This window comes from Delftia deserti, assembly GCF_042653485.1.
GTDB classification, from domain to species: domain Bacteria; phylum Pseudomonadota; class Gammaproteobacteria; order Burkholderiales; family Burkholderiaceae_C; genus Comamonas; species Comamonas acidovorans.
The window spans coordinates 1,488,081-1,500,565 of record NZ_JBHSIH010000001.1; the positions used below are offsets into that span (position 1 = coordinate 1,488,081).

At 69.1% G+C, this 12,485-nt stretch carries 12 protein-coding genes; 4 read left to right on the plus strand and 8 right to left on the minus strand.

All coding sequences use genetic code 11. From position 1 onward, the window contains the following. Positions 1-17: 17 nt before the first annotated feature. Positions 18-788: an HAD family hydrolase gene (locus ACFPFG_RS07170; RefSeq protein WP_374620570.1), complete on the minus strand. Its 771-nt coding sequence runs from the start codon at positions 786-788 to the stop codon at positions 18-20. 91 nt (positions 789-879) lie between these two features. Between ACFPFG_RS07170 and hemH the strand changes: the two genes are divergently transcribed. The 4 genes from hemH (at position 880) to ACFPFG_RS07190 (ending at position 4,527) form a co-directional block, all read left to right on the plus strand. Continuing rightward, positions 880-1,977 carry a ferrochelatase gene (gene hemH / locus ACFPFG_RS07175; protein ID WP_380105794.1) on the plus strand — a complete coding sequence of 366 codons (1,098 nt, stop codon included), beginning with the start codon at positions 880-882 and terminating at the stop codon, positions 1,975-1,977. Between the two features lie 146 nt (positions 1,978-2,123). Further along, a complete protein-coding gene (locus tag ACFPFG_RS07180) occupies positions 2,124-3,098 on the plus strand; it encodes a sulfurtransferase (protein WP_380105796.1) in 975 nt (324 codons plus the stop codon). A gap of 146 nt (positions 3,099-3,244) precedes the next feature. Beyond that, entirely contained in the window at positions 3,245-4,342 is a 1,098-nt protein-coding gene (locus ACFPFG_RS07185; RefSeq protein WP_380105798.1) for a YeeE/YedE thiosulfate transporter family protein, read from the plus strand. Between the two features lie 11 nt (positions 4,343-4,353). After that, positions 4,354-4,527, plus strand: coding sequence for a hypothetical protein (locus tag ACFPFG_RS07190; RefSeq protein ID WP_012204476.1), 174 nt, complete (start codon positions 4,354-4,356; stop codon positions 4,525-4,527). Positions 4,528-4,540: 13 nt separating this feature from the next. On the opposite strand, the gene ACFPFG_RS07195 is transcribed toward ACFPFG_RS07190, so the two are convergent. From ACFPFG_RS07195 to ACFPFG_RS07225, 7 genes are all read right to left on the minus strand, one after another. Beyond that, positions 4,541-5,536, minus strand: coding sequence for a rhodanese-like domain-containing protein (locus tag ACFPFG_RS07195; protein WP_183018498.1), 996 nt, complete (start codon positions 5,534-5,536; stop codon positions 4,541-4,543). A gap of 110 nt (positions 5,537-5,646) precedes the next feature. Beyond that, positions 5,647-6,555 (minus strand): alpha/beta fold hydrolase, encoded by a 909-nt coding sequence (locus ACFPFG_RS07200; protein WP_183018497.1) that lies wholly within the window; start codon positions 6,553-6,555, stop codon positions 5,647-5,649. Positions 6,556-6,630: 75 nt separating this feature from the next. Next, on the minus strand, positions 6,631-8,847 hold the full coding sequence (locus ACFPFG_RS07205; RefSeq protein WP_380105801.1) for a 3-hydroxybutyrate oligomer hydrolase family protein: 2,217 nt from the start codon (positions 8,845-8,847) through the stop codon (positions 6,631-6,633). A 51-nt stretch (positions 8,848-8,898) separates the two neighbouring features. Next, on the minus strand, positions 8,899-9,966 hold the full coding sequence (locus tag ACFPFG_RS07210) for a branched-chain amino acid ABC transporter permease (RefSeq protein ID WP_183018495.1): 1,068 nt from the start codon (positions 9,964-9,966) through the stop codon (positions 8,899-8,901). Between the two features lie 13 nt (positions 9,967-9,979). After that, entirely contained in the window at positions 9,980-10,963 is a 984-nt protein-coding gene (locus ACFPFG_RS07215; RefSeq protein ID WP_197956885.1) for a branched-chain amino acid ABC transporter permease, read from the minus strand. Next, positions 10,960-11,703 carry a branched-chain amino acid ABC transporter ATP-binding protein gene (locus ACFPFG_RS07220; protein ID WP_374620555.1) on the minus strand — a complete coding sequence of 248 codons (744 nt, stop codon included), beginning with the start codon at positions 11,701-11,703 and terminating at the stop codon, positions 10,960-10,962. Before ACFPFG_RS07220 ends, ACFPFG_RS07215 begins: the two co-directional genes overlap by 4 nt. Next, positions 11,700-12,482 carry an ABC transporter ATP-binding protein gene (locus ACFPFG_RS07225; protein ID WP_380105804.1) on the minus strand — a complete coding sequence of 261 codons (783 nt, stop codon included), beginning with the start codon at positions 12,480-12,482 and terminating at the stop codon, positions 11,700-11,702. Before ACFPFG_RS07225 ends, ACFPFG_RS07220 begins: the two co-directional genes overlap by 4 nt. Between the last annotated feature and the right edge of the window lie 3 nt (positions 12,483-12,485).

Consider the following 12,485-nt stretch of genomic DNA (forward strand, 5'->3'; position numbering starts at 1 on the left):
TTCGCGGGCAGGCAGGGTCAGCTGTCAGCCAGCCCCTGGCACAACTGCGCAAGGCTGGCCACCGTGACGTGGGGCGTGGACCCCTCGTGAGGCCATGCTACGCCCGTGCGGTTGAGCCAGACTGCGTGCATACCCGCATCCATGGCGCCCAGCGCATCGAGCCGCGCGTCGTCGCCAATGTGCAGCACCTCGTGGGGCGCCACGCCTGCCGCCGCCGCGGCCGCCTGGAAAAAGCGCACATCGGGCTTGGCCATGCCGGCCTTGGTCGCGCTCAGCGCGGCATGGAAATGCTCGCCAATGCCCACCACGTGCACGCTGGCGTTGCCGTTGCTCAGCGCCACCACGGGCCAGCGCGCGGCCAGGAACTGCAGGGCGGGCAGCGCGTCCTCGTACAAATCCACGCGCTGGCGCTCGGCAAAGAAGATGTCGAAGGCCGCTTCCGCCAGGCCGCCATCGTCGCCATTGCGCTGCAGCGCCAGGCGGATGGACTCGCGGCGCAGGCCGCTCAGGTCGTGGGCCAGGTCGGGGCGGTCGCGCTCGATCTGCACGCGGATGGCGCGCACGGCGGCCACATCGCGCAGCGCTGCGGCCGTGGTGGGCGCATGGGCGTGCAGCCAGTCCAGCAGTACCTGTTCGGCGCGCGAGATGGCTGGCCATACAGGCCACAGCGTGTCGTCCAGGTCGATGGAAATGGCGCGGATGCGGCCGCTGCGGCGCAGCTGCTGCAAGGCGGCCAATGCAGGGTCAAGAGAGGATTCGGCGAGGGGGGTGATGGCGGCTTGGGACATGGTTCGAGCATAGCGAAGGCAGCCGTTGCCGGCTGCAGCCGGGTCATCCGACTCGCGTGGCAGGCGGCTCCGTCCTGCCACAATCGGCCCCATGCCTTCCCGCTTCGCGCCAGAACCCCCATTCCGCCACGACCAACCCCAGCGCACCGCCGTGCTGCTGTGCAACCTTGGAACGCCCGATGCGCCCACGGCCCCGGCCGTGCGCCGCTACCTGGCGCAGTTCCTGGGCGACGACCGCGTGGTCGAGATCCCCAGGATTGCCTGGCTGCCCATCCTGCACGGCATCATCCTGCGCACGCGGCCGGCCAAGTCGGCCGCCAAGTACGCCACCGTCTGGCATGAGAAGGACGGCTCCCCCCTGCAGCACTGGAGCGCGCGCCAGGCCCTGCTGCTGCGCGGCTGGCTGGGCGAGGCCGGGCACAACGTGCTGGTGCGCCATGCCATGCGCTACGGCAACCCCTCCATCCCCAGCGTGCTCGATGCCCTCAAGGCCGAGGGCGCCACGCGCATCCTCATCCTTCCGCTGTACCCGCAGTACTCGGGCACGACCACGGCCAGCGTGTTCGATGCCGTCTATGACTGGGCCCGCACCCAGCGCCATATTCCCGAGCTGCGCTTCGTCAACCGCTACCACGACGACGCTTCCTACATCGATGCGCTGGCCCAGCGCATCGAGGCCCACTGGCGCGGCAACGGCCGTGGCGAAAAGCTGGTCATGAGCTTTCACGGCGTGCCCGAGCGCACGCTGCACCTGGGCGACCCCTACCACTGCGAATCGCGCAAGACCGCCCGCCTGCTGGCCGAGCGCCTGGGCCTGTCGCCTTCGCAATACCTGGTGACCTTCCAGTCGCGCTTTGGCAAGGCCAAATGGCTGGAGCCCTATACCGAGCCCTCGCTGATCGAGCTGGCACGCAGCGGCACCAAGCGGGTGGACGTGGTCTGCCCCGGCTTCACCAGCGACTGCCTGGAAACGCTGGAAGAAATCAGCCAGGAAGCGCGCGAGGCCTTCCTGCATGCGGGTGGCGAGCAGTTCGAGTTCATTGCCTGCCTCAACGACAGCGCGCCCTGGATCACGGCGCTGAGCCGTATCGCCCAGCAGCATATGCAGGGCTGGCCCACGCAGAAGGCGCCTCAGGCCGAACTGGAAGCCAGCCTGGAGCGCGCCAAGGCCGTGGGCGCACAGCGCTGAGGCCGTTCTGCATCTTCTGCGCCGCGCCATATAACCCTGCCTCATGAGCAGAATGCATAAGCGTCTTTGTATATAGATGCTGCAAGCAGGACAATTGCACTCCAGTTGCTTGTTCCGCCGGTCTTCCATGACCGGCCCCAGCCATCATGACCAAGACCTTTTCCCCCGCTCTGCGCCTGGCGGCCCCGCTGCTGGCGCTGGGCCTCGCCTGCACCGCCTTCGGCACGGCCCACGCCGCCGAACCCTTGCTCCCCCCTGCCGGCGTGCAGGCGGCCGCCGGCCAGGACGCCGTGCGCATCATCGACATCCGCGATCCCAAGGCCTATGGCGAGCGCCATATCCCAGGCGCGCTCAACGCCCCCTACGGCAAATGGCGCGGCCCCGCCACCAATCCCGGTGAACTGCCCGAGCTGCCCAAGCTCACCGAACTCGTGCAGTCCCTGGGGCTGACGCCGGCCAACCACGCCATCGTGGTCTCCACGGGCGCGGACGCCACCGACTTCGGCGCGGCAGCGCGCGTGTACTGGACGCTCAAGCTGCTGGGTCTCAAGGAGCTGTCCGTGCTCAACGGCGGCATGAAGGCCTGGAACGAGCAAAAGCTCCCGCAGGACAACGAGGCCGTCAAAGTCGCTCGCAGCAGCTACCAGCCCCAGCTGGACACCAGCCTGATCGCCACGCGCGAGGACGTGGGCCAGCACGTCAGGCTCAGCAACGCCGCTCTGGTGGACTCGCGCCCCGACGCCTTCTACCAGGGCAAGACGCGCGCACCCGCCGCCAAGATCTCGGGCACCCTGCCCGGCGCGCAGCAGCTGGACTTCAACCAGTGGTTCGTGCCCGGCACCTCCACCTTTGTCGATACCGCCACGGCCAAGCAGATCGCGGCCAAGGTCAAGCGCGAGCAGGGCCAGGACATGGTGGCTTTCTGCAACACCGGCCACTGGGCGGCCACCGACTGGTTCGGCCTGTCCGAAGTCGCGGGCCTGCCGGGCGTCAAGCTGTATGCGGGCTCCATGGTGGACTGGACGCAGCAGGCCGATGCGCCGCCCATGGCCAACCAGCCCGGCCGCGCCGAATCCCTGGCCTACGACGCCAAGCAGTGGTGGGAAAAAAAGTTCAAATAAACACCCCCTGAGACGCTTCGCGCCTTCCCCCTTGAAGGGGGACGACGCCATCGGCTGGGCGCCCCCGCCGCGAGGCGGCTCTTGCCCGGCGTCTCTGGCTTTGGAGCGTGCCGGTAGCAAAGTGCCGCGCCATGGAGAAAAATGATATGAAACGACTTCCTCTTGCGGCCATCCTGGCCATTTTCTTTGGCTGGCTGCTGTGGAGCGTCTCGGTGCGCCAGGCCGCGCTGTTCGCCGTGGGCCTGGGCCTGGGCGCGGTGCTGGCCGGCAAGCGCTTCGGCTTCACCACGGGCTGGCGCATGCTGATTGAGGACAAGGACGCCAGCGGCGTCTTCGGCCAATTGCTGCTGCTGGCGCTGGCCGCCGCGCTGGCCATGCCGCTGCTGGGCCACTATCCCGAACTCACGGCCGCCCTGGGCCCGCCCAGCATCAGCCTGCTGGTGGGCGCCTTCGTCTTCGGCCTGTGCATGCAGATCGCGGACGGCTGCGGCAGCGGCACGCTGTACAAGGCCGGCATGGGCATTCCCATGAATGCGGCCATCCTGCCCGTGTTTGCCGTCGGCAGCTTCCTGGGCAGCCTGCACCTGGGCTGGTGGCTGGACCTGGGCAACACCCAGCCCGTGGGCCTGGTAACGGCCTGGGGCTGGGCCCCTGCCCTGCTGGCCACGCTGGCGGCGCTGGCCGTGGTCGCGCTGGGCGTGGCCTGGTATGTGCGTGGCGCCAACATGGCACTCAAGCGCCCGGCCAAGCCGCTGTTCGTGCGCAAGTGGGTGGCGGGCGCCGTGCTGCTGGCCGTGCTGGCCACGCTCAACCTCGTCATTGCGGGCCAGCCCTGGGGCGTGGTCTACGGCTTCGGCCTGTGGGCCGCCAAGATCGCCAACGCCACGGGCGCCGTGGACCTGGCCGGCAACTGGTTCTGGAGCCAACCCGGCAACGCCGCGCGCCTGCACGAGACCGTGCTGCTGGACGTGACCAGCATCACCAACATCGGCATCCTGGGCGGCGCCCTGTGGGTGGCCGCCGCCAAGCCCGTCAACGCCAAGCCGCTCACGGGCACGCAGTGGATCGTGGCCCTGGTCGCCGGCCTGGTGCTGGGCTACAGCTCGCGCCAGGCCTTCGGCTGCAACGTGGGCGCCATGCTCTCGGGCATCTCCACGGGCAGCATCCACGGCTGGATCTGGGTGCCGCTGGCCTTTGCCGGCACCATCTTCGGCCTGCGCATCCGCCGCCACTTCAATTTCTGAGAGGACCCGCCATGACACAGCAAAACACCCTGCGCGCGGTCTTCTGGGCCGTGCTGGTTCTCTTCCTGGCCTGGGACCACCTGCACTCGCCGCCCGTGGACCTGCGCTTCGAGGCGCCGCTGATCGCGGCCGGCTCGGGCAAGGCCACGCAAGGCGGGCATTGCTCGATGCCGGCGGGCAAGTAGGTCAAGGTCAGGGTCAGGGCACGCTGGGCGCCGGCCCCTCGTCCGCACCGGCCGTCACGGGCAGCGGTGCGGTTTCCACGTCGAAGCCGGCGGCCTGCCAGGCCTTGAGGCCACCCACCAGGGGGCGCACGTTGGCAAAGCCGGCGCGCTGCAGCTGGCGCGCCAGGCGTGCGGCGGATATCTCGTTGGGGCAGTCGCAATAGATCACCAGCCCGTGGGGATGGTCGTGCTGGGGCAGCAGATGGGCATGCACCTCGCCACCGTCGCGCGGGCGCAGTTCCCAGGACTGGGCGCCGGGGATGTGGCCCTGGCGGTACTGCGGCAGGGCTCGCACATCGATCACCGTGGGCTCCATGCCCTGGGCTTGCAGGCCCGCCAGCTCGCGCACCGACATGCGCGGCATGCGCAATGAACGCACCATGCGATGGCGCTGCCACCACTTGCGCACGATGAACAGCCCCAGCGCCACGCCCAGCAGCAACAGGCCCCACTGGCCCAGCGCCGTGAGCACGCCCAGCAGGTCTTCCACCGTGGAGCTGAACAGCGAGCCCAGGTACACGGCCGAGCCCACCCAGATCAGCGCGCCCAGCCCGTCATACAGCACGAAGCTGCGCAGCGGCGTGCCCATCACGCCGGCCAGTGCGCTGGCGATGGAGGCGAAGCCCGGCACGAACTTGGCCACCAGCAGCGACCTTGCGCCCCAGCGGCCGTAGACGGTCTCGGTCTGGCGGATGCAGGCATCGGGCGACAGCGAGATGCGGCAGATGCGGCCCAGCACACGGTGGCCGTAGGCCTTGCCGGCCTGGTACCAGAACAGGTCGGCAATCAGCGCCGCGCTCACGGCCACGGCCACCAGCCACAGCAGGCGCACCCAGTCAGCGCCTTCCAGCGCGCCGGTCACGACCAGCACCGGGTAGGCCGGAATCGGCGCGCCCAGCTGCTCGACGAACACATTGAGAAAGACGATGCCGAAGCCGTACTCGCGGATCAGCTCCACCAGAAAACCCATGTCAGGCCTCTCTTGCCCAGACGGTGCCCGCACCCGAAAAAGAAGGCGAGGCTGCACCCGTCGCAAATGCTAGCGCGGCGGCAACATCCGCGCCCGGCCCGGGTTGATGCTCAGCCGCGCTGCAGATGCTCCAGCACCCATAGCCAGTGCGCGGGCACATTCAGCGCCGGCGCATGGCCGCAGCCGGGCACCTCCTGCCAGTGCAGCAGGCCGCTCGCGCCGGGGCCGCGCGTGGTCATTTCGCGGGCCACCTCGGGCAGCACCAGGTCCGAGTCCACGCCCCGCAGCAGCAGCACGGGGATCTCCAGCGCGTCGTAGTGCGGCCAGATGCCGTAGTCGTCGTCATGGGCCGTGAACTGCTCGATCATGGCCGGGTCGTAGTGCGGCGTGACGCGCCCGTCGGGCAGGCGGCGCACGCTGGTCTCGGTGAGCTTGCGCCACTCGGCATCGCCGAGCCAGCCATAGGGCCGGTAGGCCTGGCGAAAGAAGGCCTCCAGCTCGCCCACGGTGTCGAAGGCCGGTGGCTCGCCCGCATAGGCCTTGATGCGCGCCAGCGCCGACTCGGCCAGCTGCGGCGCATTGTCATTGAGCACCAGCGTGGCAATGCGTGCACGCAGCGAAGGCTCGAACAGGCCCGAGGCGCAGACCGTGCCGATCGCCCCGCCCATGGATGTGCCCACCCAGTGCGCGCGCTCCAGACCCAGCGCATCGAACAGCTCGCGCGCGATGCGGGCGTAGAAGCCCAGCCGGTATTCCTCGCGCGGCGCGCGGCTCCACTGGCTCAGGCCCCGGCCCGGCGTGTCGGGGCAGATCACGCGCCAGCCCTGGCCTGCCAGGAACCGGGCCAGTGCATCCATATCGCGCCCCGTGCGTGCCAGCCCGTGCCAGGCGACGACGGTGCCCGCTGGCGCCACTTCGGGCGCGGGCTGCCAGTCCATGTAGTGGATCTCGTAGCCCGCGCATTGCGTGTAGCAGGAAGCGGGTACGGGCGCGGATGAGGGGGATGCTTTGGAAGCCATGGGAGAAATCTCTGCTGTGCAGGGGGTGGGCGGCGACCTGGCAACTGCCTGGCGGCCGCCCGCCCCCGGCCTTGCTCACTCAGGAATGCGGATCAGCCCGTCGCTGACCTCGATGGTGTTGGCCGTGCTGGGCCGCGCCACGAAGGGCGGCACCTGGGCCGCCGTGATGGCGGGTGCCGCGCCCGGCTGGCCGCCGCGCGGCGTGGTGCGCACCACCTGGCTGGCGGGCAGCGCGGTGCTGCTACGCAGGTTGGCCCACACGGCATCCATGGCCTGATTGAAGTACGGATGCAGCGGCACAAAGCGCGTGTCGAAGCCGGAGAACGGCAGGAAGGCATCGAAGTGCTGGGCATTCACCACCTCGATGTAGCGCAGCCGTGTGTTGGCGCCATCCAGCCCCCGGTTGAGCACCGTGTAGGCGCGCGCATTGTGGTTGACCGGCACCAGCGCATCGCTGCGGCCCGCCACGATGATGGTGGGCTTGCCGCGCAGCTTGGCGGTGTGCAGCACCTCGGCAATGCCTGCGCGCACCGCGTCGCTCTGGGCACGCGTGGGCACGCTGCTTTCGGAGAGATTGAAGCCGGTCACCGGATCGAAGCCCGTCACCAGCGCGTGCTGGCACAGCGCGTTGTCCAGGCCCAGGTCGGCCACGCGCGTGGAGGGCGACACGGCAAACTGCCAGGCCTTGGCCCCGCCCACCGAGTCGTTGTAGACCACCGTGGCGGGCGTGCCGTTGGCCGTGCCATTGGCCGTGGCAAAGCTCTGGGCCAGCGCAGCCCCCGTGGCGGGCACCACGTCGCCCGTGGCATTGGCAGCCGCAAAGCTGGTGCGGCACAGGTTGGCATCCACGCCAAACCGGCCATAGGCCATGGTGTACATGGCCGACAGGATGGGGCCGTTGCCCAGCGCGTAGTGGGCGTTGTGCATGCGGTCATGGTCACGCGTCCAGCCGTACAGGCGCAGCTTGCTCAGTGCATTGGCGGCACGGTCGGCCGTGGTGGCGCCGACGACCAGGCCCTTGGCGGCCAGGCTGGTGCAGCGTGCCTCGGCCCGCGCCGTCATGGCCGTGAGGCCTATGTAGTTGAAGATGGATGTTTCGGTCAGCGCAGCATCGGGGGCCAGCGCCGCGCAGGGCTGGTAGATGTTGCCGTAGGTGGTGTACTCGGCCAGCGGGCGGCCCGGGTTGGGCATGGGCGCATTGCCCACGGCAATGGTGTAGCCCTGGCGCGTGGGCATCTCGGTCACGGGTTCGGAGGCCACCACGCCGTCGATCAGGCCGTCCGCATCCAGCTCGGCCGCGCGCAGCACGGCCGCGCCGCCGTTGGAGGCCGAGCCCGCCAGCACCAGCGTGTTGTCCTTGCCGAAGGGCACGGGGTCCTGCGTGGTGCCATAGCGGGCATTGAGCACGTACAGCGCATAGCGGGCCGCGGCCAGCGTGTCGTTGCCCCAGTCCTTTTCGGGGTTCTGCTGGGAGTGCGCGTGCTTGATGGCGATGCGGTTGGGAAACGCCGCGTTGTAGGCGGCGCGCGCCGCATCGGTCAGCCGCGCGGCAAAGAAGGACAGGCTGCCCGCATCCGTGCGCGTGGCACGCGTGCCGTCCAGCTTGTTGACGGTATCGTCGCTCAGGTTGTGCAGGCCCACGCCCTTGCCCGCGTCGGTCAGCGCCACGGCGCAGCCCTTCTTCAGGCCCCACTCGCCCGCCGTGCCGATGGCGCCATACACGCCGCGCGAGCCCGAGGACGGGCCCAGCACGATGCAGGGCCGGTTGCGGTCAAAGCTGTCCGGCACCTGCACGGCCACCATGGTCTGCTTGCGGCCCGTGCCGTCGTCCAGCACGGCCAGATACTCGCGCCCGGGGATCAGCCCTTCGCCCGCAGTCACCTGCCCGTCGGCCGTGATGTTGGGGCCGTACAGCGTGCCGTAGCCGCCGCCCGCCGTGGGGTCCAGGATGCCCCGGTAGTTGGAGTACAGCGCATTGCGCCGCAGCTCGGCCGCCGTGGGATTGGCAGGGTCCGCGTACAGGGGGGCGGCCGCGGCGCCCAGGCCCGTCTTGCCCAGGCCGCCGGTCAGCAAGTCCTGCGTGGCCGCCGTGCTGCCCGTGCCGGTGGCCGTGGCCGGATACACCGTGGCACCCAGCTCGGTAAAGCCCTTGGGCAGGTCGTTGCTGGGATCACGTCCTTCGGCGCCGCAGGCCGCCAGCGTGGCTACGGCCAGAGCCGTGAAAGCCCAGCGCCAGGGGGCGGACACCTCCGTTCGCTCATTCAAAAATGCCAACTCTTCAGCCTTGAACATGCCATCTCCTAGTGATAGTTCTCTGATGCACGAATGCGCCAGGGGCCCTGGTCAGGCCCCGACGCGGGAAGAACGCAGACGCCCCACGACGCCCGTGGGGAAATAGTAGACCGACAACACAAACAGCACGCCCAGCCACAGCAGCCAGCGGTCGGGCGACAGCAGCGCGGCAAGCCATGGCAGGCTGTGCGCGGCCTCGCTGGCCACGCGCAGCAGGTCCTGCAGATAGCTCTGGGCGATGAGGAACAGCACCGAGCCGATCGCCGCGCCATAGATGGTACCCATGCCGCCGATCACCACGATCAGCAGGCAGTCCATCATGATCTCGAACGACAGCGAGGTATCGGGCCCGTTATAGCGCAGCCACAGCGCCAGCATGGCACCGGCCACGCAGGCGAACAGGGCCGACAGCACGCTGGACAGCGTGCGGTAGACCACCACGCGGTAGCCGATGGCCTCGGCGCGGAACTCGTTCTCGCGGATGGCCTGCAGCACGCGGCCGAACGGGGAATTGACGATGCGCAGCAGCGCCAGCACCAGCACCACGGCCAGCACGAACAACAGGTAGTAGGTGAGGATGCGCCCGTCGATCAGCACGCCCAGCACCTCGTTCTCGAACGGCTCGAAGCCGGGGGACAGCCACTCGGGCAGCTTGAAGCTCAGCCCATCCTCCCCGCCCGTCCATTCCGACAGTTGAGAGGCCAGCGTCTGGAACGCCGCCGCCACGGCCAGCGTGATCATGGCAAAGAAGATGGCCCGCACCCGCAGCGAGAACAGTCCGATGGCCAGCGACAGCAGCAGCGACACCAGCAGCGCCGCGCCCAGGCCCAGCGCCAGCGCGCCCCAGCCCGCGCCCATGCGCGAGGACGCTATCGCCACCCCATAGGCGCCAATGCCGAAGAACATGGTGTGCGCAAAGCTCACGATGCCGGTGTAGCCCAGCAGCAGATCGAAGCTGGCCACCAGCACCACGAAGATCAGCACCTTGGCCGCCACGTTCAACGCCTTCACGCCGGGGAACACGAAGGGCGCCGCCGCCAGGCCCGCAAAGATCAACAGCAGCAGCACCGCCAGCACGCGGCTGCGCGGCATGTCGCCGGAAAGCAATCGGTTGAGCATGTCGATCACTCCTTCAGCGGTTCGCTACGGGATACACGCCCTGAGGCCGCCACAAGAGGATGGCCACCATCAACGCAATGTTGGAAAACAGCGCCACCTTGGGCACGAGAAAGCCCGTGTAGTTGGCCATCAGCCCCACCAGCAGCGCGCCGATCAGCGCCCCGCCCGTGCTGCCCAGCCCGCCGATGATGATCACGATGAAGATCAGCACATTCACCTGCGCGCCCATCTGCGGCACCACGTTCTGCTGGTACATGCCCCACATCACCCCGCCCAGCCCGGCCAGGGCCGAGCCCGCCACGAACACGCCCACGAACAGGCGGCGCACGCGGTAGCCCAGGGCCTCCACCATCTCGCGGTCCTGCACGCCTGCGCGGATCAGCAGGCCGATCTTGGTGCGCGACAGCGTCCAGGCCAGCAGCGCAAACACCGCCAGCCCCACCAGCACGGCCACCACGCGGTACTTCTCCACGGCGGCGTCGCCCAGCAGCCAGGCGCCCTTCATGCCCTGGGGCAGCGGCAGCGGAATCTGCTGCGGGCCCCAGATCAGCTTGATCAGCTCCTCGCCGATGATCATGCCGCCCATGGTGATCAGGATCTGCTTGAGATGCTGGCCGTACACGGGCCGCACGATGAAGCGCTCGAACGCCAGCCCGATGGCGCCCGCCACCAGCATGGCCACCACCATGGCCGGCAGCACGGCCAGCAGGTTGCGCCACAGCTGGTCCGACCCCGTCCAGTCGCCCATGGCACCCAGCACGCTGGTGGCCACGAAGGCACCCAGCGCGATGAACACGCCGTGGCCGAAGTTGAGCACGTCCATCAGCCCGAACACCAGCGTCAGCCCCGAGGCGATGATGAACACGATCATCCCCATGGCCAGCCCCGCCACCGTCAGCGTCAGCCAGGTCGAGCCAGAGCCCACCAGCGGCAGCGCCACGAGGGCCAGCACCGGCACCAGCAGCAGCGGCTTGAAATCCCAATCCAGCTTGTTCATAGCGAAAGCCCCAGCAGCGACTGCTGCAACGCCGCATCTGCCGAGAACTCGGCCATGCCGCCCGCGTGCACCACGCGGCCGTTGTCCATCACCGCCACGCGGTCGCCCAGGCGGCGCGCAAAGCCCAGGTTCTGCTCCACCAGCACAATCGTCGTGCCGCCCGCCTTGAGCTGCGCGAAGGCCGCGATCATGTTCTCGATGATGGCCGGCGCCAGGCCCTTGCTGGGCTCATCCACGATCAGCAGGTCGCGCGGCTCCACGATGGCGCGCGCCACCGCCACCATCTGCTTTTGCCCGCCCGACAGCTTGCCGGCCGGGTGGTTCCAGAACTTCTCCACCGCCGGGAACATGCCGAAGATCCACTGCAGCCGCTGCGCGTCCATGCGGTCGGCGCGCGAGGCGCCGCGCGCGGCCAGCAGCAGGTTTTCCTGCACCGTCAGGTCCGCGAAGATGCCCATGTTCTCGGGCACATAGGCAATGTTCAGCCGCGCAATCGCCGGCGTGGGCAGGGCCGTGATATCCGCCCCGCCAAAGGCGATGCGCCCCTGGCTGGCCCGCCACAGGCCCATGATGGTGCGCAGCGTGGTCGTCTTGCCCGCGCCGTTGCGCCCCAGCAGCATGGTCAGCTGCCCACGCGGCACGGCCAGGTCCACGCCATGCAGGATGTGATAGGCCCCGATATGCGTGTGCACGCCCGACAGCTCGAGCAGGTTGGGGCTGGGGTTGGCGGCGGTGCTCATGCGGCCTCCTTTGCAGCGCCCTGCTCCGGCACCACACCCAGGTAGGCCTGCTGCACCACAGGCGAGGCCATCACCTCGGCCGGGGGCCCATCGGCCACCAGCGTGCCATTGGTCAGCACGATGATGCGGTCGGCCAGTTCGCGCACCACGTCCATCTTGTGTTCCACCAGCAAGATGATCTTGCTGCGGTCCTGCTTCAGCGCGCGTATCAGGTCCAGGATCACCGGCGCCTCGTCATGGCTCATGCCCGCCGTGGGCTCGTCGAACATATAGACCTGGGGTTCCAGCGCCATCAGCAAGGCCACCTCCAGCTTGCGCTGGTCGCCATGCGGCAGCGCGGCCACGGCCTCGTCGCGTCGGGCAGACAGGGCCACCTGGTCGAGGATGTGCAGCGCCCGCTGCGTGAGCGCGCGGTGGTCGCTCCAGATGCTCCACAGGTTCAGGCCGCGCCGGTGCGGCCCCTCGTCGCGCGCCTGCACGGCCAGGCGCACGTTCTCCAGCACGCTCAGGTGCGGGAACAGATTGGTGAGCTGGAACGCCCGCCCCAGCCCGGCCCGCGTGCGCGCCGAAGGGGCCAGCCCCGTCAGCTCGCGCCCGCCCAGCAGCACGCGCCCGGCCGTGGCCTTGAGCTGCCCCGAGATCAGGTTGAAATACGTGGTCTTGCCCGCCCCGTTGGGCCCCACGATGGCCGTCAGCGTGCCCGGCTCGAAAGAGCAGCTCACGCCGTTGACGGCCACATGGCCCCCGAAGCGGATGGTCAGATCCTCTGTGCGCAGCATTGC